This window comes from Bradyrhizobium viridifuturi (assembly GCF_001238275.1).
GTDB classification, from domain to species: domain Bacteria; phylum Pseudomonadota; class Alphaproteobacteria; order Rhizobiales; family Xanthobacteraceae; genus Bradyrhizobium; species Bradyrhizobium viridifuturi.
On the sequence record NZ_LGTB01000017.1, the window covers coordinates 16,392 to 38,553 of the forward strand.

Here is a 22,162-nt window from a genome sequence, read left to right on the forward strand (position 1 = left end):
AAGAGACAATCGAATTCTGCGCTGGTCGTCTGCTTCAGCTGCTGACTTTTTCCCGTCACGGTAAATAACGGGTTAAGGAATGCAGTCGGCGGGCCTTAAAGTTAGGGATTCCCGGAACCTGTTGCGCCGGATCAGGACAGGCCTATCGTTTTCCGGCAGAGCGGATTCAGCCGTGCATGACGAATACGGCAAGCCGGGACGACGTTTGTTGCTAGCCGTTGCTTTCGCGCTTGCCGTCGTCGAGCGGCGTAACGCTGCCGCGGCCTGACATTGCCGACAGCGCATCGAGCGCCTCCTCGCACCACTCCACCACGACGTGCTCGTGGCGCATCCCGAGCCGCAGACTGAGCATCTTGCCGACATCGGCCGCAGGCGCGGTGCCGTCGGGGAAGCGCTTGTTGAGCAGGCGCTCGTAGCGCTCATAGCGGTCGCGATGATGTTCCAGCCGCGCCATCAGGTCGGTGCGCAGCGGCTCGATGTCGACGCAGTCGAGCGCGTAGAGCCGGACCAGGAGATCGTCCTTGATCGAAGGCGGGACGCTCGGCCGCGCCGCCCAGTGCTTCAGTGCCGCGCGGCCCTCGGCCGTCAGCGTGTAGACCAGCTTGTTGGGCTTGCCGGATTGCACCACCTCGCGGCCCTGGACATGGCCCTTGTCGCGCAACCGGGAGAGCTCCCGGTAGATCTGCTGATGGTCGGCCTTCCAGAAGAAGCCGATCGAGGCGTCGAACGTCTTGGCGAGCTCATAGCCCGTCATCGGACGTTCCGTGAGGCAGGCGAGGATTGCGTCACCGAGTGCCAACGCCCACCTCCATCTGAGTTCCCGAGTTCATCATTCTGAAGTTCGCTTGACTTTATGCGTTACTGTGCATATGCGTCAATATGCATATGGTGATCGGCGTGCCGTCTTGTCGCGCGCGGCCGATGTTCAGGCTTCTTACAACCCCGCCGCAGGAGACGTCCGAATGAGCAAGCCGGGCCTCGACAAGTGGTACGCCTACATGAAGTCCCACGACACCGCCGTTTTGTGGGATCTGCTGCATCCCGACGCGGTGTTCGAAAGTCCGGTCGTGCACACGCCGCAGCGCGGCCGCGACATCACCTTCAAATATCTCACCAGCGCCGCCAAGGTGCTCGGTGGCCCGACCTTCAAGTATCTCGGCGAATGGAAGAGTGACACCGGCGCGGTGCTCGAATTCGAGAACGAGATCGACGGCATCAAGCTCAACGGCGTCGACATCATCACGTTCGACGCTGACGGCCGGATCACGCATTTCAAGGTGATGGTGCGTCCGCTCAAGGCGATCAACCTGCTGCATCGGATGATGGGCGAGGAGTTGATGAAGCAGAGCGGCGCAACGTCGCAATCACAGTCTCGCTAGCACCTGCCGCGGACCTTCCGAACCGGATAAGGTCCGCTGCAACAACCCAAGGAAAAGCTGCGCAGCATCGGTCGCGTGTGCGACCGCGAGCCAGCCGGGAGATCAGCATGCCGACCTACAAAGCCCCCGTCGAAGACGTCAGCTTCCTGCTCAATGACGTTTTCCAGATCGACCGCTACGGCAATCTTCCCGGCTTCACCGATGCGTCCGCCGATGTGCGCGAAGCGATCCTCGGCGAGGCCGCCAAGCTCAGCGAAGAGGTGTTGCAACCGCTCAATCGCGTCGGCGATCTCGAAGGCTGCAGGCGCAATGACGACGGCAGCGTCACCACGCCGAAGGGCTTCAAGGACGCCTACAAGCAGGTCGCCGAGGGCGGCTGGCTCGGCCTCTCGGCGCCGACCGAATTCGGCGGCCAGGGCCTGCCGGTGACGCTCTCGCAGGCGGTCAACGAATTCCAGATCTCCGCCAACATGGCGTTCTCGATGTATGGCGGCCTGACCATGGGCGCGACCGCGGCGCTGCTGGTGCACGGCACGCCCGAGCAGAAGAAGACCTATGTGCCGAAGATGGTCGCGGGCGAGTGGACCGGCACCATGAACCTGACCGAGCCGCAATGCGGTACCGACCTCGGCCTGCTCCGCACCAAGGCCGTGCGTCAGCCGGACGGCAGCTTCAAGATCACGGGCACCAAGATCTTCATCTCCGCCGGCGAGCATGACCTTGCCGACAACATCATCCATCTGGTGCTGGCGCGTATCGAAGGCGCGCCGGCCGGCATCAAGGGCGTCTCGCTGTTCGTCGTTCCCAAGGTGCTGGTCAACAGCGACGGCTCGTTGGGTTCGCGCAACGGCGTCACCTGCGGCTCGATCGAGCACAAGATGGGCATCCACGGCAATTCCACCTGTGTGATGAACTACGACAACGCCACCGGCTGGCTGATCGGCGAAGAGAACAAGGGCATGCAGGGCATGTTCGTGATGATGAACGAGGCTCGCCTCGGCGTCGCCGTGCAGGGCCTGGCGCAGTCGGAGGTCGCCTATCAGAACGCGGTCGCCTACGCGCGCGAACGTCTGCAGGGTCGTTCGCTGACCGGCGTCAAGGAGGCCGACAAGCCGGCCGATCCGATCATCGTGCATCCCGACGTGCGCCGCACGCTGCTCACCATCCGCGCCTTCAACGAGGCCGCGCGCGCCATGGTGGTGTGGACCGCGCTGAAGAGCGACGTCGCCCACCGCTCCAACGACCCGAAGGACCGTCAGGCCGCCGACGATCACATGGGCCTGATGACGCCGGTGCTGAAGGGGGTCCTGACCGACACCGGGTTCGCCAACACGGTCTCGGCGCAGCAGATGTTCGGCGGCCACGGCTACATCGCCGAGCACGGCATGGAGCAGTTCGTGCGCGATGCCCGCATCGCGATGATCTATGAGGGTGCCAACGGCATCCAGGCGCTCGACCTGGTCGGTCGCAAGCTGCCGCGCGACGGCGGCCGCGCCGCGATGGCGTTCTTCGGCGAGGTCGGCGCCTTCGCCAAGGAGCATGGCGCCGACGAAGCAATGAAGCCGTTCATCACCCCGCTCTCCACCGCGCTCGGCCATCTGCAGCAGGCCACCGGCTGGCTGATGCAGAACGCGCTGACCAAGCCCGACAATGCCGGCGCCGCCGCAACCGATTACATGAAATTGTTCGGCCTCGTCGCGCTCGGCTACATGTGGGCGAAGATGGCCAAGGTGGCGCAGGACAAGGCCGCCGCCGGCACGACGCCCTATCTCAACACCAAGCTCGTGACCGGCCGCTTCTTCATGGAGCGGCTGCTGCCGGAGACCGCGGTGCATTTGGCCCGGATCCAGACCGGCAGCGCCACCACGATGGAATTGGCCGCGGAAGCGTTCTGAATAATTGCCGCCGCACCCATGCGGCGGCGCTTCCTTCCGTATATATTATGATCCTCATATCAAGGAGGGCGTCATGCCTGAGGCATACATCTACGATCACGTTCGTACTCCGCGCGGCCGCGGCAAGGCCGATGGCGCGCTGCACGAGGTCACCGCGCTGGCGCTCGCCACGGTGCCGCTGAAGGCGCTGAAGGAGCGCAACAACCTTGCCGAGGACAGTGTCGACGACGTCGTGCTCGGCATCGTCGATCCGGTCGGCGAGGCGGGCGGCGACATTCCGCGTTTCGCCGCGCTGAACGCCGGACTCGGTGAGAAGGTGCCGGGCGTGCAGATCAACCGTTTCTGCGCCTCCGGGTTGGACGCCGTGAACTTCGCCGCGGCGCAGATCATGAGCGGTCAGCATCAGCTCGTGATCGGCGGCGGCGCAGAATCGATGAGTCGCGTCGGCCTCGGCGCCGCTGGCGGCGCCTGGCCGATGGATCCCTCGATGGCGGTGCCGGCCTATTTCATGCCGCAGGGCGTCTCGGCAGATCTGATCGCAACCAAATACGGATTCTCGCGCGATGATGTCGATGCCTATGCGGTGCAGAGCCAGCAGCGCGCCGGCAAGGCCTGGGACGAGGGCCGCTTCAAGAAGTCGGTGGTGCCGGTCAAGGACATCAACGGCCTGACCATCCTCGCCAAGGACGAGCATATGCGTCCGACTACGACGATGCAGTCGCTGGCGCAGCTGCAGCCGTCATTCGCGGCGGTAGCGGCAATGGCCGGCTTTGACGCGGTGGCCGTGCAGTCGCACCCCGAGGTCGAGAAGGTCAATTATGTGCATCACGCCGGCAATTCCTCCGGCATCGTCGACGGCGCCGGTGCCGTGCTGCTCGGCAGCAAGGAGGCAGGAGCGAAGCTAGGGTTGAAGCCGCGCGCGAAAATCCGCGCCTTCGCCAATATCGGCTCGGAGCCCGCGATGATGCTAACCGGCCCGGTCGACGTCACCGAAAAGCTGTTCGAGCGCTCTGGCATGAAGAAGTCGGATATCGACCTGTTCGAGCTCAACGAGGCGTTCGCCTCTGTGGTGCTGCGCTACATCCAGGCGTTCGACATCGACAACGCCAAGATCAACGTCAATGGCGGCGCGATCGCGCTTGGCCATCCGCTCGGGGCGACCGGCGCCATGATCCTCGGCACCGTGCTCGACGAGCTCGAGCGCACCAACAAGGAGACGGCGCTGGTGACGCTGTGCATCGGCGGCGGCATGGGCACCGCCACCATCATCGAGCGCGTCTGAGGCGAGGGGAGCGAGCAACATGGCTTACAAGAATTTCAAGTTCGACGTCGACGTCGACGGCATTGCGCTCGTCACCTGGGACATCCCGGGCCGTTCGATGAACGTGTTCGACGAAATCTCCACCCAGGAGATCGGCGAGATCATCAAGCAGACGACCAGCGATGCCGCGATCAAGGGCGTCGTGATCACCTCGGCGAAGGAGGCGTTCTGCGCCGGCGCCGACCTCTCGATGCTCGAGGGCATGAACCGCGCCTACGCGCAACTCTTCAAGGAGAAGGGCGAGGAAGCCGCGAACCAGATGCTGTTCGAGCAGAGCCGCCAGATGTCACTGTCGTTCCGCGCGATCGAGACCTCGGGCAAGCCGTGGGTCGCCGCGATCAACGGGCTCGCGCTCGGCGGCGGCTTCGAGATCACGCTGGCCTGCCACTACCGCGTCGCGGCCGAGAACCCGAGACCCGGCTCGGCCTGCCCGAGATCAAGGTCGGCCTGTTCCCCGGCGCCGGCGGCACCCAGCGCGTGCCGCGTCTCGTGCAGCCGGCGGATGCGATGCAGTTGCTGCTCAAGGGCGAGGCCGTCAATCTCACGCGTGCGAAGGCGCTCAACCTGATTCACGCTGTGGTGCCCGCAGCCGATCTGATCAAGGCCGCCAAGGACTGGATCAAGGGCGGCGGCAAGGCCGTCGCGCCGTGGGACGAGAAGGGCTTCAAGCTGCCCGGCGGCCCCGTCTTCTCCAAGATGGGCATGCAGATGTTCCCGGCCGGTAACGCGATCTATCGCCGCGAGACCTACGACAATTATCCGGCCGCGCGCGCCATCATGAGCTGCGTCTATGAGGGCCTGCAGTTGCCGATCGACGCTGCGCTGCGGGTCGAGTCGCGCTACTTCGCCAAGGTGCTGCGCTCGAAGGAGGCGGCGGCGATGATCCGCTCGCTGTTCCTGTCGATGCAGGAACTGAACAAGGGCGCGCGCCGCCCGGCAGGCGTGCCGCCGACCAAGGTCAAGAAGCTCGCGGTGATCGGCGCCGGCTTCATGGGCGCCAGCGTCGGCTATGTCTCGGCGCAGGCCGGCATCGACGTCGTGCTGGTCGATCGCGACCAGGAGAGCGCCGACAAGGGCAAGGGCCACGCCAAGACCGTGGTCGACGGCCTGATCGCGAAGGGCCGGATGAAGCAGGAGGCGGCCGATGCCATTCTGGCGCGGATCTCGGCAACGGCGGACTACAACGTGATCGCGGACTGCGACCTCGTCATCGAGGCGGTGTTCGAGGATCGCAAGGTCAAGGCCGACACCTATGCCAAGGCGCAGCCGCTGCTGAAGCCGGACGCGATCTTCGCCTCCAACACCTCGACGCTGCCGATCAATTCGCTCGCCGAGGAGTTCAAGGACCAAGGCAAGTTCATCGGCATCCACTTCTTCTCGCCGGTCGAGAAGATGATGCTGGTCGAGATCATCCTCGGCAAGAACACCGGCGATGTCGCGCTGGCGACCGCGCTCGACTATGTCCGCGCGATCGGCAAGACGCCGATCGTGGTGAACGACAGCCGCGGCTTCTTCGCCAACCGCTGCGTGATGCGTTACATCTCCGAGGGCAACGAGATGCTGCTCGAAGGCGTGCCGCCGGCGATGATCGAGAACACCGCCAAGATGGCCGGCATGCCGGTCGGGCCGCTGTCGCTGCAGGACGAGGTCGCACTCGATCTCGGCCTCAAGATCACCAAGGCGACCGAGGCCGATCTCGGCCCCAACGCGATCGACCAGGCGCAGAAGAAGCTGATCGTCGAGATGGTCGAGAAGCAGGGCCGCTTCGGCCGTAAGAACGGCAAGGGCTTCTACGACTATCCCGAGAAGGGCAAGGGGCAGAAGAGCCTGTGGCCGGGGCTCGCCGGTCTGCAGCCAAAACAGCTCGATCCCGACACGCTCAGCGTCGAGGAATTGAAGCAGCGCTTCCTGGTGGTACAGGCGGTGGAAGCCGCGCGCACCGTCGAGGATCACGTCATCACCGACGTGCGCGAAGCCGACGTCGGCTCGATCCTCGGCTTCGGCTTCGCGCCGTTCACCGGCGGTGCGCTGTCCTATATCGACTTCATGGGCACGAAGAATTTCGTCGCGCTCTGCCACGCCTTCGAGAAGAAATACGGCTCGCGCTTCACGCCGCCGAAGCTGCTCGAGGAGATGGCGGCCAAGGGCGAGACCTTCTACGGCCGCTTCCCGCCGAAGAAGCAGGCGGCGTAAGCGCCGTCACATTCTGAACCAACTCGCACAGGATCAAGCCGGTCATCGATCCGACTTGATCCTGTTGCGTGTCGGTCATGGCGGTCAAAGTCCCGCCACGCTTGCTCCCCACTGGCACCATGCTGCTGGCATCACTCTTGCTGGTCGTTCGAAGACGACGATCAGGGGTGGGGTGTCCTGCAATGCGTTCTGTGCTCAAGGAAGGTGCCGCTGAGACCGCGGGCAAAGCTTCGATCCCATCATCGCGCCGCCTGAATCCATTGCGCTTGCGCGGCAAGGGACCTTCCTGGACCGCCCTTGCGCTACTCGTTCTGGCCGTGGATCTTGTGCTCGCGGCCGCGGTGTGGAACGCCGTCGATTTCTTCCGCCATTGAGCCGTCATTGTCCGGCGACAGCAGCGCGCCGGCGAGATAGGCGATCTGGTTGAATGCGAGGCAAGCGACCACGATCGGGGCGCCGGTGGCAAAGGCATAGCCGTCGGACTGGAGCACGATTGCGGCGAGCACGGCGACCAGCGGCGCCACCAGCATCAATGTCCAAACCCGAAAGTACAAACTGGTGGCCAGCCCGGCGAGCGTGCTGGTCAATAAAAGCGTAGAGACGATCGTCACATTTTCAGACCAGTTGGAGCGGAGGGTGCGCCGCAGGTCATAGTCGGTCAGTTGGATCGCACGAACAAGGACGGCAACGCCCTCAGCCGGAAGTACGCCGACTTAGTCTTAACTCGTAGAATGCGGATCAAATTTGATTTGTTCCACCGCGCGCCGGAAAGTTTGCACCGCTCATTTCTCCCGGAAGGCGCGGTGCACCTGGTCGGCCAGCGGCTTCATCAGATAGGACAGCACCGTGCGCTCGCTGGTCGGGATGAATACCTCGACCGGCATGCCCGGCAGCAGATGCGCGGTCGCGAGCTTGTTCAGCTCCGGCGCTGGAATCGCAACGCGGACAAGGAAATAGGTCGGGGCTGTCTTGTCGTCGCGTGATACGTCCGCGCCGATCCGGCTGATCTCGCCCTCGATCTCCGGCGTGGTGCGTTGGTTGAAATTGGTGAAGCGCAACACCGCCGATGCGCCGAGCCTCACCTGATCGATATCCTGCGGCGCAACATGGGTTTCCACGATCAGATTGTCCTGGTCGGGCACGATGGTCATGATGGTCTCGCCGGCGGCGATGACGCCGCCCTGGGTGTGGATGGTGAGATCGTGCACGACGCCGGCCTGCGGCGCGCGGATCTCGAGCTTCTCGGTCTGGTCCTTGGCGGTGACCTGCTTCTCGATCGCATCGGCATATTTGGCCCTGATGTCGGCGAGTTCCTTGGCGACGCCGGAGCGGAAATCCTGATCGACCTGCAGGATCTTCAGCTCGGTCTCCGAGATCTTGCCCTTGGCCTGCGCGATCGACGCGGTGAGCTGGCCGCGCTCGCCGAGCAGCCGCGCCGAATCGCGCTGCAGCGTCGAGAGCCGCGACAGCGAGACCAGGCGTTGCTCCCAGAGCTGTTGCACGCCGGTCAATTCGTTGGCGATCAGATCGGCTTCTTGCTTCTTGGCGCTCAACTGGTCCTGCATGCCGCCGATCTGCTCCTTGAGCTGGGCGATCTGCTCCTTCAACTGCTGCTTCTGCCCGTCATTGGCGTCCTTGCGCAGTTGGAAGAACCGCCGCTCGCCCGAGACGACCGCCTGCGCCGCGGGATCGTTGAGCGAGGCCACGCTGTCGGGGAACGCGATCTCGGTATCGCCGTCGCGTTCGGCCTGCAGCCGCGCGCGGCGCGCCTCGAGTTCCCACAGGCTCTTGGTCACCGCGGTGAGATTGGCCTGCGCCACCGTCTCGTCCATCAGGATCAGCAGATCGTCCTTGGCGACGCGGGCGCCGTCCTCGACCAACAGCTTCTTGGCGACACCACCGGAGGGGTGCTGCACCTTCTTGACGCTGGATTCGACCACCAGCGATCCCTGCGAGATGATCGCGCCCGACATCTTGGTGGCCGCGCCCATGATGCCGATGCTGGCGACGAGGAACGCCGCGGCCATCACGACCGCCAGGATATGATGATGGACCGATTGCCGGGCGCTAGGCATTTTGCCGGGGCTCCGCGTCCTTCTTGCGCTTGCGGCCGGCAGGGGCCGGTGCCGGCTCCGCGGCCGCAGCGGGCTGCGCAGCCTTCGGCACCAGCAGCGGCAGCACTGCCGCGGTGGTGCCGAACGCCTGCATGCGTCCTTCGTTCAGCACCAGCATGTGATCGACTGCCTGCAATACCGCCGGCCGATGCGCGATCACGACCACGATGCCGCCGCGGGCGCGGACCCGGGCGATGGCGTGGATCAGGGCGCGCTCGCCTTCGGAATCCAGATTCGAGTTCGGCTCGTCGAGCACCACCAGGAACGGATCGCCATAGAGCGCGCGGGCCAGCGCAATGCGCTGCCGCTGGCCGCCCGACAGCATCAGGCCGCCGTCGCCGACCTCGGTCTCATAGCCGTCAGGCAGCCGAAGGATCAGTTCATGGACGCCGGCCTCGCGCGCGGCGCCATCAATTTGATGGCGTCCGGGGCTGCGGCGAAGCGGCAGATATTCTCGGCCACCGTGCCGCGGAACAATGCGACGTCCTGCGGCAGATAGCCGATCGACGGGCCCAGCGCGAGCGGATCCCATTGCGCCAGCGTCGCGCCGTCGATCCGGATCACGCCGCGCACCGGCGCGCCGATCCCGACCAGCGCGCGGGCCAAGGTCGACTTGCCGGAGCCGCTGGGGCCGACTACCGCGACCGCATTGCCGGCGCGCAGTGCAAAGCTCACCTCGTGCAGCACCACGGCGTCGCTGGCCGGCGCCGTCAGGCTGATCGAGGTGACGCGAACCTCACTCTTCGGCGCGGGCAGCGGGGTGAACGCCAGGCGCGACGGCACCGCCGTCAGGGCTTCGGCGAGCCGGCCGACGCTCGCACGGACCGCGATGAAGCTGCGCCAGTTGGCAATCGCAAGCTCGATCGGCGCCAGCGCGCGGATCGAGAGGATGGTTGCCGCGAGCATGACGCCGGCGGTGGCCTGCTGATTGATCACGAGATAAGCGCCGAGCGCCAGCACGCCGGATTGCAGGATCATGCGCAGGAAGCGCGAGGCGCTGCCGAACGTGCCGGTCAGATCGGAGGTCACGCGCTGCATGTTGAGATAGGCCTGCGTGCGCTCCGACCACAATTCGGCCATTCGCCGCTGCATGCCGAGCGCGTGCACGACGGGTGCGTGGTGGAATGCGGTCTCCGCCATCTGCCGCCGCGACGACGCCAGCGCCACCAGCGAGCGCGTCGGCGCGCGCGTGAACAGCTCGGCGCCAACCGTGATCAGCGCCAGCGCGACGGCGCCACCGGCCACTGCAAGGCCCATCAGTGGATGAAACAGCGTGCAGACGATGATGTAGAGCGGGGTCCATGGCAGGTCGAAGATCGCGACCAGGCCGCTGCCGGCGATGAAGCCCCTGATGGTGTCGAGGTCGCGCATGATCTGCAAGCCGTCGCCATTAGGGCGGGACAGGGAAGCATGCTGCACGCTGTCGAACACCGCGCCGCGAATGCTCTCGTCGAAGATCTCGGCAATGCGCGCCAGCAGCCGGCTGCGCAGCACATCCACGCCGGCCTGCACCACGAGCAGCACCAGCGCGATCACGAGCAGGCCGACCAGGGTCGCGATGCTGCGGCTCGGCAGCACGCGGTCATAGGTCTGCAGCATGAAGACCGGACCGACCAGCATCAGGAGGTTGACGAGGCCGCTCGCCATCGCCACGGCGACCAGCGCACCGCGCACGGCCGTAATCGCATCCCGGATTTCAACCGGCAGTGAGGAGAAGCGTTTGCCCTGACCGATCATCGCGCCCCGCGGATGTTCAAGCCTGTGATGCCCAATGGACATGGAGAGGGAGACGCGGAAGCGCGGCGATCCCGCGCGTCCGCCGATTTACGGCAATCTCAGAGGATATGGGTGCCGTGCGCATCAAGGATGCCGTGACCATGTGTGAGCGGCGAGAGCAGATCATGCCCGATCGCGCCGAGATCGACCGGCGTGGAGACCGGCGCGCTCGCGGCGTGTCCGGCGGTACTGCTGTCGCCGAGCAGGCTGAGATTCAGACTACCGAGCAGATTGCCGGCCAGCTCGTCGGCGCCGACGCCGCCGAGACTCGGAATGTTGAGGCTCGGAATGTTGAGGCCGTGCGTGCCGGTGAGGGCGCCGAGGTCAAGCAGATGCGGGCCGGTCTGGCCGGTGTCGACGGCACTGATGTCGGCGGTGTGGTGATCGCCCGGCGTCGGCGCCGCGAGGAGATCGAGCGTCGGTCCGCTCGGTTGCTGCGGGCCAATCGTGATGCCGGCCAAATGGCCGTTGCTGGAGCCGGTGAGACCGCCAAGCAAGCCGCCGAGCAATCCATTGCCTGCGGTGTCGCCGCCGGGATTGAGCAGGCCGCCATCGAGCAAGCCGCCATCGAACAAGCCATGGGTCAGTTGGCTGACGAGCCCGGACACCGGGCTCAGCAGACCGCTGACATCGGAGACAACTGTATCAACCAGCCCCGAGACGGCATGAACCACGCCGCTGATATCGGCGCCGAGATGCGCGACCGTCTCGCCGAGATTGCCGGCAAGGATTTGCCCGGGCACATCCAGAATGTCCGTAACCAGATTGGCATCGCCGCCACTGCTGATCCCGATGGTGCTGATGCTGCCAAGATCGATCGCCTGTCCGAGATTTGTGACGCCATGGAGCATCTCGGGCAGGGCGGCCGCCTGGGACAGGACGTCGGCTGAGGAATGGACTGCGCTCTGAACCGCTGTCGTGGCGGTGTCGAGCACCGGTTGCAGCGTTCCGCCCGATGCTGCGAGCAATGTCGAATCCGGTTCGACCGGCAATGCCACGTTCAATACACTGCCGATCACCGGCAGGTCGCTCGTGTTCAGCAAGCTCCCGAGCAGAGGCAGGTCGGAACCGGACGCTGCTGCGGCGCCGTCGCCGAGCAGGGACGTCGCGTTGTCCATGGCATCTGCCGCCGGTAACGGATCGATCAGGCTGTGGGCCGGCTGGCCGGCAGCCGTATCGGCCATACTGTCGTCCGGGAGGACCGACGTCAGCGAGGCCGAAAGGTCGGTCAGTCCGCCGCTGGAATTTGCCAGCAGCGCCGTCGAGCCCGCCAGGACCTCGACCATCCGGTCCGCAGTGTTGCTGGATAGCGAGCTACTCATGGGCGCATCTCCCGCTGGGTGAGGCAGCAATCCGGCTACGCCCGATCGAAGGAATAGTTGCCGGACCCGGTTGCGGTATTCGCGCCATGGCGAAAGCACGCTTACGCCGAAGCGGACAAACTGCTGAAAATTGCAGATTTGGGGCTGACCCAATCGGGGGCACAAGCAAAAAAGGGCCGGATGCTATCCGGCCCTTTCACGTCTGATGAAGCAGGTTCGAAAGCTCAGGCGGCCTTCAGCAGGCCTTCCTTCTTCAGCGCTTCCTGCACCTTCGGGCGCGCCGCGACGCGGGCCTTGTAGGCGGTCACGTTCGACAGGCCGGAGAGATCGAAGCCGAGCCGGTCTTGCGCCCACATGATCATGGTGAACAGGTAGCCGTCGGCAACCGTGAACTGGTTGCCCATCAGGTATTCGCGGCCGGCGAGCTGGCTGTCGACATATTTGAACTTGCCCATGGCGCGGTCCTTGAAGAACGCCTTGGCGTCGTCGGCAAGCACGGGCGAGAACATCGGGCCGAGATTCTTGTGCAACTCGGTCGTGATGTAGTTCAGCCATTCGAGCAGCTTGTAGCGCTCGTTGGAGTCCCTCGCGGGCGCCAGCTTCTTGTCGGCGGCCTTGTCCGCGATCATCTGGATGATGATCGGGCCTTCGGTAACCATCTCGCCGGTATCCAGCGCCAGGGCGGGCACCTGGCCCTTGGGGTTCACTTGCAGGAAATCGTCGCCGTTTTCGAGCTTCTTGGCACGCAGATCGACCTTGACCAGGTCATAGGGCAGGCCGGCCTCGAGCAGGGCGATGTGGGGGGAGAGGGAGCAGGCACCGGGGGTGTAATAAAGCTTCATAGGGGTATTCCTTCCCTTGTTCTTGGCGTCCGGAGAGGGATTGCCTACATGCACCTGCATGAAATAGTCAAGATTGATGCAGATGCATTCAGTGCGGTACAGTCGGTGCCGGGACGTTATGGGCTAGACGATGAAACGCAAGCTATCGAGCGAGGCGACGGCCGCCTGGATCCGCCTGATGCGGGTACCGAGCCGGGTGCTGGACTGCGTCGAGCAGGATCTGAAGAAGGCCGGCTTTCCGCCGCTCGCCTGGTATGACGCCCTGCTCGAGCTGTCGCGCGCGCCGTCCGGAGAGCTGCGCCCGGTCGAGCTCGAGCGGCAGATGCTGATCCCGCAATATTCGACCTCGCGGCTGATCGACAAGCTGGTCGACGAGGGGCTCGCCGCCCGCCGCGAATGCAAGATCGACAAGCGCGGCCAGTTCGTCGAGATCACCGAGACCGGACGCGAGCTGCAGAAGAAGATGTGGAGCGCCTATTCGGCGGCGATCGACAAGCATGTCGGCTCGAAATTGTCCGACGCCGACGCTGAACGGCTGTGCGGTCTGCTCGACCGCCTCGGCTGCTCCTGCGGCGACGTCAAAGGCGATGGCAAGGCCGATGCCAAGGCTGATGCAAAGAGCGATCCGAAGGCCGCGTCCGCGCGAGACGGCGTGGCCGCCCGATGATAGTCCTGATCCCATCATCCGCGGCCGCTCCGGCCCGCGGATGTCCCTGCCACCACGCGCCTTCGATCGAAGCGCCCTTGAGTTGGATTTTTTATGGCGCGTGACCAGATCGACATGACGCCGCTGCAATCGCGCGACGAGCTCGTGGCGTGGATTGAAGCCGGCGTGAAGCCCGAGTCCGAATTCCGGATCGGCACCGAGCACGAGAAGACCCCGTTCACGCTCGAGGGCCATCAGCCCGTGCCCTATGAGGGCGCGAAGGGCATCGGCGCGCTGCTCGAGGGCATGAAGCTCCTGCTCGGCTGGGAGCCGATCATGGAGCGCGGCAACATCATCGGGCTTTATGACGTCACCGGCGGCGGCGCGATTTCGCTCGAGCCGGGCGGTCAGTTCGAATTGTCGGGCGCGCCGGTCGAGACCGTGCACCAGACGCAGTCGGAATTGATGGCGCATCTGGCGCAGGTGCGGGAGATCGCGACTCCGCTCGGCATCGGCTTCCTCGGTCTCGGCATGACGCCGTCCTGGTCGCGGGAGCAGATCCCGGCGATGCCGAAGGGCCGCTACAAGATCATGCGCAACTACATGCCGAAGGTCGGCAAATACGGCCTCGACATGATGTTCCGGACTTGCACGGTGCAGACCAATCTCGACTTCTCCTCCGAAGCCGACATGGTGAAGAAGCTGCGGGTGTCGCTGGCGTTGCAGCCGATCGCGACCGCTCTGTTCGCCAACTCGCCGTTCACCGAAGGCAAGCCCAACGGCTTCCTGTCGTTCCGCTCCGAGATCTGGCGCGACACCGACAATGCGCGCTCGGGCATGATCCCGTTCGCGTTCGAGGACGGCATGGGCTTCGAGCGCTATGTCGACTACGCGCTCGACGTGCCGATGTATTTCGTCAAGCGCGGCGAGGAATATATCGACGTCTCCGGCTCGTCGTTCCGCGATTTCTTCGCCGGCAACAACAAGATTCTCCCCGGCGAGCGGCCGACCCTGTCGGACTGGGCCAACCACCTCTCGACGATCTTCCCCGAGGTGCGGCTGAAGCGTTATCTCGAAATGCGCGGCGCCGATGGCGTGCCGTGGGGCCGGCTGCCGGCACTGCCGGCGTTCTGGGTCGGGCTGCTCTACGACAATGACAGCCTCGATGCCGCCTGGGACATCGTCCGGCACTGGACCGCGCCGGAGCGGCAGGCGTTGCGCGACGACGTGCCGCGTTTCGGCTTCAAGGCGCGGATCAAGGACCGGTATCTGTTCGAGATCGCCAAGGAGTGCCTGGTCCTGTCGCATGCCGGATTGCGCCGGCGCGGCCGGATCGACCATCTCGGCCGCGACGAGAGCCGCTTCCTCGAACCGCTCGAGCGCATCATCGAGGCCGGCCGCTCGCCGGCCGAGGAGATGCTGGAGAAGTTCAACGGGCCCTGGAAGGGCTCCGTGGAACCGGCCTACCAGGAATACGCCTTCTAATCCCGACCCGGGCCCCGAACGCGTGCGGACGGCGGTGTTGTCGCACCCGCCGTTGCCTCGCCGTTCATCAGCCGTACAGGTTCATGGCGTTCAAATGACGCCCCGCGGGATGCGCGGGGCTGTGCGAATTTGAAAGCAATCTCATGGGGATAGGCCGCCTCTTTAGGGCGTGTGTGGTGATGTTCGCGGTCTTGTCGGCCGTTGCCGTCACGCGCCCGGCATTGGCGCAAACCAATTTCGACCGTCCCGGCGGCGACTATCTGAACGCGCCGGTGACGTCGGGCGATCCCGCCGATTGCGCGCTGACCTGCGAGCGCGACCGCCGCTGCCGCGCCTGGAGCTTCAGCTATCCGACCGATGCCAACAACGGCGCGGTGTGCTGGCTGAAGAACAGCGTGCCGGCGCGGGTGCAGGACGTCTGCTGCGTCTCCGGTGTGCGTGGCGCGGGCGTGGTCGAACCGCGCAACGGCGCCATCGAGACCTCGATCGACCGTCTCGGCGGCGACTACAAGAATTTCGAGTTGAAGAGCAGCGACGGCGACGAGGCCTGCCAGGCCGCCTGCACCGCCGACAACAAGTGCCGCGCCTGGACCTACGCCCGGCCCGGCTATGCCGGCCGCGACGCGCACTGCTTCCTGAAAAAAGAAATCAAGCCGCCGCGGCGCAAGGCAGGATTCACGTCGGGCGTGGTGCGGTAGCGGCCGCACACACATCTGTCGTCTCTGCAAAAGCAGGGACCCATAACCACAGCTGCTGGTTACTGCGCGATATTTGAATGACGAGTCCCGTTCACCACATCTGCTGCGGAGTATGGGTCCCTGCTTTCGCAGGGACGACAAACTACTCTGCTGCGATCACCTTGATCTCCGGCCACAGCGCCTTCCAGCGCGCTGCCTTCTTCGCATAGTTCGCCGCCGAAAAATTCGCGGTCCGGTTCGGCCGCACGATCATGCCGGCGACATCGTCGAAACCGCTCGGCGCATAGACGTCGTAGCCGCTTGCGCTGCGGCGGATGCCGACCTGCACGTTTGTGCTGAGGAAGCGATCGATGCCGTCGGTCGAACGCGACAGCGCCGGGTAGGGCACGCCGTGCTTGCCGGGATACCAGAGATGGACCCTGGCCTGGTTGCGGACCTCGATCGCGACGCCGAGGTGGCCGAGCCGCGCCGTGAGGTCGCGGATGACCGCATCCTCGGCCTCCCATGACGTGTCGGAATCGAAATAGAAGACGTCGTAGTCGTTGATGCCGTGATCGAGCGGCCGCTTCGTCAGCACGTTCCACACGCTCTGCACCAGGCAACCAGCCACCAGCCAGGCATCGGGCAAACCGAGGCGGTCAAGCTCGTCCGTGATTGCTGGATTGACTGGGTTGCGTAGCGCCGCGGCGAGGAATTCGTCTTGCGTCACGACGATGCGGCCGCATCGTAATCCCTGACCGCCTTCTTCGAGGCCAGCGTGCGCCAGTGCCGGCGCAGCAGCGGCTCGACGGTTGCGCGCTTCGCCTTTGACAGGCGGATCAGCACGATCGGATAATCCCGATAGTGATCGGTGAAATAGAAGACCTTGGGCTGGCCCTCGACCAACATGTCGCGCTCGTCCGGCGGCACGCCCGGCATCACTAGGCTGTCAGCGTCTTCCTTGAGCCGCACCAGCATCTTCTTGCGCACCTTCAGCGCCGGCGTGCCGTAGGACGAGCCGTCCTCGACCTCCGGCCACGCCAGCACCAAGGTCCTGACGTCGTCGAAGGTCACGTCGGCAAGCTCACTGCACCGAGGTGAAGAAGCGCGCGAGGCGGAAGCCGGACAGCCAGGTCCAGACCGGCTGGCTGCGGATGCCCATGTCCCAGGAGCCGACCACCGCATCGGCGCGGCCGATCAGATTGTCGATCGGCAGCAGCCCGACGCCGCCGTCGCGCACCGGCACGCGGCTGTCGGCGGAATTATCCCGGTTGTCGCCGAGCACGAACAGCTGGCCCGGCGGCACCGTCACCTCGGGCGTGTTGTCGAGCCGGCCATTGTCGCGGATCTTGAAGATCGCGTGGCTGACGCCGTTCGGCAGCGTCTCAATGTAGCGATAGGCGTCCTCGCCGCCGCCGCGATCGTCCTCGGCAAAGCCGGTGCCGTCGGGCTTCAGTGCCGCCGGATGATCGTTGATGAACAGCTGGCCCTGTCGCATCTGGATGCGATCGCCGGGCAGCCCGACCACGCGCTTGACCCAGGCCTGCGAGCGGTCGCCCGGCCAGCGGAATACGACGACGTCGCCGCGCTTCGGCGTCTCGCCGAACACCCGGCCGGTTTCCGGCAACGTGATCTGGATCGGCAGCGATGCCGCGCCATAGCCATAGGGAAATTTCGAGGCGACTAGCGCGTCGCCGATCAGGAGCGTCGGCTCCATCGAGCCCGACGGCACGTAGAACGGCTCGGCGATCGCGCCCTTGGCGAGGAACACGACGGCCACGATCGCGGCCAGTTGCACGGCCTGCCCGCGCCAGCTGGTGGGCTTGGTCGCCACGACTTCGTTTCCGCTGCTCACTAGCCCGTTCCTCCGACCGTAATCCGTTCCATCCGGAGCGTCGGCTGGCCGACGCCGACCGGCACGCCCTGGCCGTTCTTGCCGCAGGTGCCGATTCCCGTATCGAGCGCAAGATCGTTGCCGATCATGGTGATCCTGTGGAGATCGGTCGGCCCGTTGCCGATCAGCATGGCGCCCTTCAGCGGCGCACCGAGCTTGCCGTTCTCGATCTTGTAGGCCTCGGTGCACTGGAACACGTACTTGCCCGAGGTGATGTCGACCTGGCCGCCGCCGAAATTGGCGGCATACATGCCGTTCTTCACCGAGGCGATGATCTCGGCGGGATCGCGGTCGCCGGACAGCATGTAAGTGTTGGTCATGCGCGGCATCGGCACGTGAGCATAGCTCTGCCGACGGCCGTTGCCGGTCGGCTTCATGCCCATCAGGCGGGCGTTCTGACGGTCCTGCATGTAGCCGACCAGGATGCCGTCCTCGATCAGCACGGTGCGGTTGGTCGGCGTGCCCTCGTCATCGATCGACAGCGAACCGCGGCGCGAGGCCATGGTGCCGTCGTCGACCACGGTGACGCCCTTGGCCGCGACCTGCTGGCCCATCAGGCCGGCGAAGGCGGAGGTCTGCTTGCGGTTGAAGTCGCCCTCGAGTCCATGACCGACGGCCTCATGCAGCATCACGCCGGGCCAGCCGGCCCCTAACACCACGTCCATCTCTCCGGCCGCGCCGGCACCGATTCGAGATTGACCAGCGCCTCGCGCAGCGCGCCGTCGGCGGCGTCGCGCCAGGCCTTGGTCTCGATGAAGCGGGCATAGCCCTCACGGCCGCCATAGCCCTTGCTGCCGCTCTCTTGCCGGTCGCCCTGGCCGGCGACCACGGAGATGTTGACCCGCACCAGCGGGCGGATGTCGCGATAGCTCTCGCCGTCGGGCCGCAGGATCTCCACCACCTGCCAGGTCGCGGTGAGGCTGGCCGAGACCTGCCGCACCCGCGGGTCCTTGTCCCTGACATAGGCGTCGATCTCGCCGAGCAGCTTGACCTTGGCCTCGAACGCCGGTCCGTCCAGCGGATTCTCATCGCCATAGAGTCTGACATTGGTGTGGGCGGGCGCCGCGGCGAACGTGCCGGCATAGCCCCCGCGCACCGCCGCGACCGCGTCGGCCGCGCGGATCAGCGCCGGGATCGAGACGTCGGAGGAATGCGCATAGCCGACCGCGTCGTCCTTGACGGCGCGCAGGCCGAAGCCCTGCGAGGTGTCGTAGGTCGCCTGCTTCAGCCGGCCGTTGTCGAACACCAGCGCCTCGGTCTGCCCGAACTCCAGGAACAGCTCGCCGTCATCGGCGCCTTCAAGGCCGCGCGATACCTCGCGGCGGACGGCATCGCGGTCCAGATTGGCGCGGTCGAGCAGGGAGGTCGTGGCGGGATTGGTCATGGTCACTCCGACGCAGTGCGATGTCTTGGCGAGTCCTTGGGCGATTCTTCGTCATCCTTGCCTGAAGCACAGCTGATTGCCAGTGCGGAACCGCAGCAGGGATTCCGGTGATTGAAGCAGAGACGAGCGGAAAACTCATCTTACAACCCGGAAACCTGTGCCGGTCCCGGTTCCAGGCCCGGACGGCAATTGCCAAACATAGTGTTTGGGGTGGCAAACCGGGAGTGCCTGCGACAGTGACATCGGTCACGGCAGCCCCGCGGGATACTCACCTTGTCGTCATCACGGCGAGCGCCGCCCGGCCTTCCGGGGCTGGTCTTTCGGCTCGCCTTGATCGAGCGACGGCGCCGGCTGTGCGGTGCTCCCGGTCGAGGTCGGGAAGCCGTGCTCCTGCGCCCAGCGGAAGAGCTCGTCGAACACCGGCTTGAGCGCCTTGGCCGACGGCGTCATCTCGTACTCAACCCGGGGCGGGACCTCGGGATAGACCGTGCGCTTGACCAGGCCGTTGGCCTCGAGGTCGCGCAGCTGGGTGGTCAGCATGTGCTGGGTGACGCCGGGGATCGCCTGCCGCAACTCGCCGAAACGCCGCTTGCGCTCGACCAGTTGCCAGAGGATGTCGCCCTTCCATTTTCCGGCCAGCACCGACAGCGCGCGATGAAATTGCGCCGACAGGTCGCCGTTGCACGGCTCAGACGCCGCCGGAGGCTCGGCAGGCTCAATAGTCAGTTTTTTCATACTACCTCACAAAAAGCATCCTACTTGTTCTTTTCATCTTACTCCCGAATTTAGTCCATCGAAAGCTGCGGGCCTGCCGCCGATCGGTCAGGCGGCGGCGCGGTCCGGTCGTTTCGATCAATCGAGGAGTCATCAATGTCAGTTGCCGTTGCCGCTGCGCCGTCGCGCTGGAAATCCGTCAGTCTCTGGGTCGTCAGGGGACTGCTTGCGCTGGCCTTCGCCGCCGCGGGCGCCGCCAAGTTCTACGGCGTGCCGATGCTGGTCGAGGAATTCGAGCATATCGGGCTTGGCCAGTGGTTCCGCTACTTCACCGGATCACTGGAGCTGGTCGGCGCAATCCTGATCCTGCTGCCCCCGGTCGCAGCGTTTGGCGGCGTGCTGCTGAGCTGCATCATGGTCGGCGCGACCATCAGCCACCTGTTCGTGATCGGCGGCTCGCCGGTGCCCGCCCTCGTGCTGTTGGCCCTGAGCGCGATCGTCGCCTACGCCAAACGCAGCCAGTTCGCGCTGCTCGCGGCCACGCCGTGAGGTCGCCGCAATGCGCGTCTCCCGCCGCATCCTGACGCTCGCCGCGGGGCTTGTGCTTGCATTCGCGGCGCCGTTCGCCGTGACCTTGCTGCTCACCGGCTCGGTCGCGGCGGTCTCCAAGCCGGAGCCCAAAAACCTCGGCTCAAAGCAGCCCGAGCCGCACGTGCACCACATTGTGCTGCCGATCAACAGCGACGACCCGACCACGATGCGGGCGCTGATCTCGACCGCGCTCAACCTCCCGAAACATTACCGGGAGCGCAACGAGCCGTTCGAGATCGAGGTCGTCGCCTACAATGCCGGCGTCCACATGCTGCGCGCCGATACCTCGCCGGTGAAGGATCTGCTGCGGGTGGTGCGCGGGCTGACGCCCGGCATCCGCTTCGTGGTCTGCGAGGCCACCAAGCTCGGCATGGAACGTGCCGAGGGACATCCGCTCGTGCTGCTCGACAATGTGGATCTGGTGCCGAACGGGCCCGGCCGCATCGTCGAATTGCAGGAAGCCGGCTGGTCCTACATCCGGTCGTGAGCGATGCAGCCGTCAAGCCAAGCGGAGAACTGACCATGACCGTTGTTCGTGCGCCCACGCGCCGCGCCGTCGTCGCCGGCATGATCGGCGCGGGCGCTACGCTCGCGATGCCGGTGCGCGCCGCGTCGGGACCACCGCAATTCGGCACCATCCGGCATCAGTTCACGCTGGTGCAGGGCGCCTATCCAGTACCGCCGGTTGCGATCCCGTCGCTGGCCGGCGGCGCGCTCGATCTCACCGCGCGCAAGGGCAGACTGGTGTTGGTGAACTTCTGGGCCACCTGGTGCGCGGCTTGCCGGACCGAACTGCCGATGCTGGACCGGCTCGCTGCGAGCGGCCGCAGCGACCTCGCGATCATCGCCGTCAGCACCGATCGCAACCGCGCGCTGGTGGCGCCCTACGTCAAGCAGCTCAAGCTGCGTCACCTCGCGATCGGCTTCGATCCCGGCGGTCTCGTCTCACGCGTCGATGCCGCCGAGGTCCGGACGCCTTTCGCGCTCTACGGCATGCCGATCTCGTTCCTGATCGGCGTCACCGGAAAGGTCGAGGGCTACATGACTGGCGAGGCGGACTGGCTGTCTGCCGATGCGAGCGCGTTGTTCGATTATTATGCGACGGGTGCCGGGCGGTGATTTCGCGCAGCACGCGACCTAGGGCAATTTGTCATACCCCTCCGCCAAGCCGTTCAGGCTGAGCGGAAAGCCGATGCCCTCTTCCGGGGTCTCGAAGATGATGAAGGTCGCGGTCTTGGCGTTCTTGAGCTGGCCGAGCAGCTTGTCGTCCATCACGACCTCGGCGACGCAGCCATTGGGCAGGCAGCGGACGAAGCCGGCGCGGCCGACATCCTGATTGTCGAGTTTCAGGCCGAGGCCGGAGGGCAACAGCACGCCGAGCGGGGCGACCACGCGCATCAGGCGGCTCTTCTGGTCGGCGGTCTTGAGCACGATCACGGTCAGGCCGGCATTGGAGCGGTCTTCCGCTACCACGCTCTGGATCAGTGCGCATTGCTCGGCCTGGGCGCCCGGCGGGGTGTCGCAGCGGATCTGCCAGTCGCCATGGACCGAGCGCACCGCGCCCTGCGCGTTTGCCGCCTGGGTCAGGCCGAGCGAAAATGCGGCCGCCAAGAGGGCGCCGAGCCAGCGCGGCAGCGCCCGTCCTGCCTGAATGTTCGAAGCGCCCATCCGGGTCGATCCTCTAGAATGTTGGGTCCGGCCGTTCCGGCCGCCGGTAGCACGCAACAGCCGACTGATACCGCAATGACGGCGCCTTGAAGGCGATCTTGAAGCCATTCCAGCGCCGGATTGGGGCAGCCCGCAGCGAATCAGGTTCCTGTGGGCTACCGTGTCTGTGGGTACATCCGGCAATCCCCCTGTCAACTGCATGCGGCGACGTTTCGGCGACTTTCGCTTGATTCTGCGGGAAAAATCGCAAGCGGCAGCTTC

21 protein-coding genes and 2 pseudogenes are annotated in these 22,162 nt (G+C 65.4%); 10 read left to right on the forward strand and 13 right to left on the reverse strand.

The window, feature by feature from the left end; translation table 11 throughout:
* Positions 1 to 211: 211 nt before the first annotated feature.
* Positions 212 to 799, reverse strand: coding sequence for a PadR family transcriptional regulator (locus tag ALC15_RS16890; protein WP_050628220.1), 588 nt, complete (start codon positions 797 to 799; stop codon positions 212 to 214).
* Positions 800 to 962: 163 nt separating this feature from the next.
* Here ALC15_RS16890 and ALC15_RS16895 point away from each other — a divergent pair, with 163 nt between their 5' ends.
* The 4 genes and pseudogenes from ALC15_RS16895 (at position 963) to ALC15_RS16910 (ending at position 6,788) form a co-directional block, all read left to right on the forward strand.
* Positions 963 to 1,379 carry a nuclear transport factor 2 family protein gene (locus tag ALC15_RS16895; RefSeq protein WP_050628221.1) on the forward strand — a complete coding sequence of 139 codons (417 nt, stop codon included), beginning with the start codon at positions 963 to 965 and terminating at the stop codon, positions 1,377 to 1,379.
* Between the two features lie 107 nt (positions 1,380 to 1,486).
* Positions 1,487 to 3,274 carry an acyl-CoA dehydrogenase C-terminal domain-containing protein gene (locus tag ALC15_RS16900; protein ID WP_050628222.1) on the forward strand — a complete coding sequence of 596 codons (1,788 nt, stop codon included), beginning with the start codon at positions 1,487 to 1,489 and terminating at the stop codon, positions 3,272 to 3,274.
* Positions 3,275 to 3,347: 73 nt separating this feature from the next.
* Positions 3,348 to 4,556, forward strand: coding sequence for an acetyl-CoA C-acetyltransferase (locus ALC15_RS16905; protein ID WP_050628223.1), 1,209 nt, complete (start codon positions 3,348 to 3,350; stop codon positions 4,554 to 4,556).
* A gap of 19 nt (positions 4,557 to 4,575) precedes the next feature.
* Positions 4,576 to 6,788, forward strand: a pseudogene (locus ALC15_RS16910) (3-hydroxyacyl-CoA dehydrogenase NAD-binding domain-containing protein).
* Between the two features lie 302 nt (positions 6,789 to 7,090).
* On the opposite strand, the gene ALC15_RS16915 reads toward ALC15_RS16910, so the two are convergent.
* The 6 genes from ALC15_RS16915 to gstA all read right to left on the reverse strand — a co-directional run bounded on the left by ALC15_RS16915 (position 7,091) and on the right by gstA (position 12,842).
* Entirely contained in the window at positions 7,091 to 7,342 is a 252-nt protein-coding gene (locus ALC15_RS16915; protein ID WP_244486117.1) for a hypothetical protein, read from the reverse strand.
* 228 nt (positions 7,343 to 7,570) lie between these two features.
* A complete protein-coding gene (locus ALC15_RS16920) occupies positions 7,571 to 8,863 on the reverse strand; it encodes an HlyD family type I secretion periplasmic adaptor subunit (RefSeq protein ID WP_050628225.1) in 1,293 nt (430 codons plus the stop codon).
* Positions 8,856 to 9,227, reverse strand: coding sequence for an ATP-binding cassette domain-containing protein (locus ALC15_RS47200; RefSeq protein WP_063781838.1), 372 nt, complete (start codon positions 9,225 to 9,227; stop codon positions 8,856 to 8,858). Before ALC15_RS47200 ends, ALC15_RS16920 begins: the two co-directional genes overlap by 8 nt.
* Before the next feature lie 50 nt (positions 9,228 to 9,277).
* On the reverse strand, positions 9,278 to 10,639 hold the full coding sequence (locus ALC15_RS16925) for a type I secretion system permease/ATPase (RefSeq protein ID WP_063781839.1): 1,362 nt from the start codon (positions 10,637 to 10,639) through the stop codon (positions 9,278 to 9,280).
* Positions 10,640 to 10,737: 98 nt separating this feature from the next.
* On the reverse strand, positions 10,738 to 12,000 hold the full coding sequence (locus tag ALC15_RS16930; RefSeq protein ID WP_128089528.1) for a hypothetical protein: 1,263 nt from the start codon (positions 11,998 to 12,000) through the stop codon (positions 10,738 to 10,740).
* A 224-nt stretch (positions 12,001 to 12,224) separates the two neighbouring features.
* Positions 12,225 to 12,842: a glutathione transferase GstA gene (gene gstA / locus ALC15_RS16935; protein ID WP_050628227.1), complete on the reverse strand. Its 618-nt coding sequence runs from the start codon at positions 12,840 to 12,842 to the stop codon at positions 12,225 to 12,227.
* 130 nt (positions 12,843 to 12,972) lie between these two features.
* Between gstA and ALC15_RS16940 the strand changes: the two genes are divergently transcribed.
* From ALC15_RS16940 to ALC15_RS16950, 3 genes are all read left to right on the forward strand, one after another.
* Positions 12,973 to 13,509 carry a MarR family winged helix-turn-helix transcriptional regulator gene (locus tag ALC15_RS16940; protein WP_050628228.1) on the forward strand — a complete coding sequence of 179 codons (537 nt, stop codon included), beginning with the start codon at positions 12,973 to 12,975 and terminating at the stop codon, positions 13,507 to 13,509.
* 93 nt (positions 13,510 to 13,602) lie between these two features.
* A complete protein-coding gene (locus tag ALC15_RS16945) occupies positions 13,603 to 14,973 on the forward strand; it encodes a glutamate--cysteine ligase (protein WP_050628229.1) in 1,371 nt (456 codons plus the stop codon).
* A gap of 143 nt (positions 14,974 to 15,116) precedes the next feature.
* Entirely contained in the window at positions 15,117 to 15,671 is a 555-nt protein-coding gene (locus ALC15_RS16950; RefSeq protein WP_050628230.1) for a PAN domain-containing protein, read from the forward strand.
* 142 nt (positions 15,672 to 15,813) lie between these two features.
* Here ALC15_RS16950 and ALC15_RS16955 read toward each other — a convergent pair whose 3' ends face one another.
* The 5 genes and pseudogenes from ALC15_RS16955 to ALC15_RS16975 all read right to left on the reverse strand — a co-directional run bounded on the left by ALC15_RS16955 (position 15,814) and on the right by ALC15_RS16975 (position 19,663).
* On the reverse strand, positions 15,814 to 16,380 hold the full coding sequence (locus tag ALC15_RS16955; protein WP_050628231.1) for a nucleotidyltransferase family protein: 567 nt from the start codon (positions 16,378 to 16,380) through the stop codon (positions 15,814 to 15,816).
* The gene (locus ALC15_RS16960; RefSeq protein ID WP_050628232.1) at positions 16,377 to 16,724 is read right to left on the reverse strand and encodes an MmcQ/YjbR family DNA-binding protein; all 348 of its coding nucleotides are present in this window, start codon (positions 16,722 to 16,724) and stop codon (positions 16,377 to 16,379) included. Before ALC15_RS16960 ends, ALC15_RS16955 begins: the two co-directional genes overlap by 4 nt.
* Before the next feature lie 10 nt (positions 16,725 to 16,734).
* Positions 16,735 to 17,505 carry a signal peptidase I gene (lepB, locus tag ALC15_RS16965; RefSeq protein ID WP_050628233.1) on the reverse strand — a complete coding sequence of 257 codons (771 nt, stop codon included), beginning with the start codon at positions 17,503 to 17,505 and terminating at the stop codon, positions 16,735 to 16,737.
* Positions 17,505 to 18,928, reverse strand: a pseudogene (gene tldD, locus ALC15_RS16970) (metalloprotease TldD). Before tldD ends, lepB begins: the two are co-directional and overlap by 1 nt.
* A 282-nt stretch (positions 18,929 to 19,210) precedes the next feature.
* A complete protein-coding gene (locus tag ALC15_RS16975) occupies positions 19,211 to 19,663 on the reverse strand; it encodes a winged helix-turn-helix transcriptional regulator (RefSeq protein ID WP_063781840.1) in 453 nt (150 codons plus the stop codon).
* 135 nt (positions 19,664 to 19,798) lie between these two features.
* On the opposite strand from ALC15_RS16975, the gene ALC15_RS16980 reads away from it, so the two are divergent.
* Genes ALC15_RS16980 through ALC15_RS16990 form a run of 3 tightly spaced genes read left to right on the forward strand, consistent with a single transcriptional unit; the run spans position 19,799 to position 21,352 of the window.
* Entirely contained in the window at positions 19,799 to 20,191 is a 393-nt protein-coding gene (locus tag ALC15_RS16980) for a DoxX family protein (RefSeq protein ID WP_050628234.1), read from the forward strand.
* A gap of 10 nt (positions 20,192 to 20,201) precedes the next feature.
* Positions 20,202 to 20,720 (forward strand): DsrE family protein, encoded by a 519-nt coding sequence (locus tag ALC15_RS16985; RefSeq protein ID WP_050628235.1) that lies wholly within the window; start codon positions 20,202 to 20,204, stop codon positions 20,718 to 20,720.
* A 35-nt stretch (positions 20,721 to 20,755) separates the two neighbouring features.
* Complete coding sequence (locus tag ALC15_RS16990) at positions 20,756 to 21,352, forward strand: TlpA family protein disulfide reductase (RefSeq protein WP_050628319.1); 597 nt, start codon at positions 20,756 to 20,758, stop codon at positions 21,350 to 21,352.
* A gap of 18 nt (positions 21,353 to 21,370) precedes the next feature.
* On the opposite strand, the gene ALC15_RS16995 is transcribed toward ALC15_RS16990, so the two are convergent.
* Complete coding sequence (locus ALC15_RS16995; protein ID WP_050628236.1) at positions 21,371 to 21,901, reverse strand: invasion associated locus B family protein; 531 nt, start codon at positions 21,899 to 21,901, stop codon at positions 21,371 to 21,373.
* Positions 21,902 to 22,162 lie beyond the last annotated feature (261 nt).

What these genes read in the sequence shown, in the direction of transcription:
- ALC15_RS16920 (WP_050628225.1), bottom strand. Translation starts at nt 8,863, where the DNA reads ATGCCTAGCGCCCGGCAATCGGTCCATCATCATATCCTGGCGGTCGTG.
- ALC15_RS16975 (WP_063781840.1), bottom strand. Translation starts at nt 19,663, where the DNA reads ATGAAAAAACTGACTATTGAGCCTGCCGAGCCTCCGGCGGCGTCTGAG.
- ALC15_RS16895 (WP_050628221.1), top strand. Translation starts at nt 963, where the DNA reads ATGAGCAAGCCGGGCCTCGACAAGTGGTACGCCTACATGAAGTCCCAC.
- ALC15_RS16950 (WP_050628230.1), top strand. Translation starts at nt 15,117, where the DNA reads ATGGGGATAGGCCGCCTCTTTAGGGCGTGTGTGGTGATGTTCGCGGTC.
- ALC15_RS16945 (WP_050628229.1), top strand. Translation starts at nt 13,603, where the DNA reads ATGGCGCGTGACCAGATCGACATGACGCCGCTGCAATCGCGCGACGAG.
- ALC15_RS16980 (WP_050628234.1), top strand. Translation starts at nt 19,799, where the DNA reads ATGTCAGTTGCCGTTGCCGCTGCGCCGTCGCGCTGGAAATCCGTCAGT.
- ALC15_RS16990 (WP_050628319.1), top strand. Translation starts at nt 20,756, where the DNA reads ATGACCGTTGTTCGTGCGCCCACGCGCCGCGCCGTCGTCGCCGGCATG.
- ALC15_RS16925 (WP_063781839.1), bottom strand. Translation starts at nt 10,639, where the DNA reads ATGATCGGTCAGGGCAAACGCTTCTCCTCACTGCCGGTTGAAATCCGG.
- ALC15_RS16905 (WP_050628223.1), top strand. Translation starts at nt 3,348, where the DNA reads ATGCCTGAGGCATACATCTACGATCACGTTCGTACTCCGCGCGGCCGC.
- ALC15_RS16930 (WP_128089528.1), bottom strand. Translation starts at nt 12,000, where the DNA reads ATGAGTAGCTCGCTATCCAGCAACACTGCGGACCGGATGGTCGAGGTC.
- ALC15_RS47200 (WP_063781838.1), bottom strand. Translation starts at nt 9,227, where the DNA reads ATGCTGTCGGGCGGCCAGCGGCAGCGCATTGCGCTGGCCCGCGCGCTC.
- ALC15_RS16995 (WP_050628236.1), bottom strand. Translation starts at nt 21,901, where the DNA reads ATGGGCGCTTCGAACATTCAGGCAGGACGGGCGCTGCCGCGCTGGCTC.
- ALC15_RS16940 (WP_050628228.1), top strand. Translation starts at nt 12,973, where the DNA reads ATGAAACGCAAGCTATCGAGCGAGGCGACGGCCGCCTGGATCCGCCTG.
- ALC15_RS16900 (WP_050628222.1), top strand. Translation starts at nt 1,487, where the DNA reads ATGCCGACCTACAAAGCCCCCGTCGAAGACGTCAGCTTCCTGCTCAAT.
- gstA (WP_050628227.1), bottom strand. Translation starts at nt 12,842, where the DNA reads ATGAAGCTTTATTACACCCCCGGTGCCTGCTCCCTCTCCCCCCACATC.
- ALC15_RS16985 (WP_050628235.1), top strand. Translation starts at nt 20,202, where the DNA reads ATGCGCGTCTCCCGCCGCATCCTGACGCTCGCCGCGGGGCTTGTGCTT.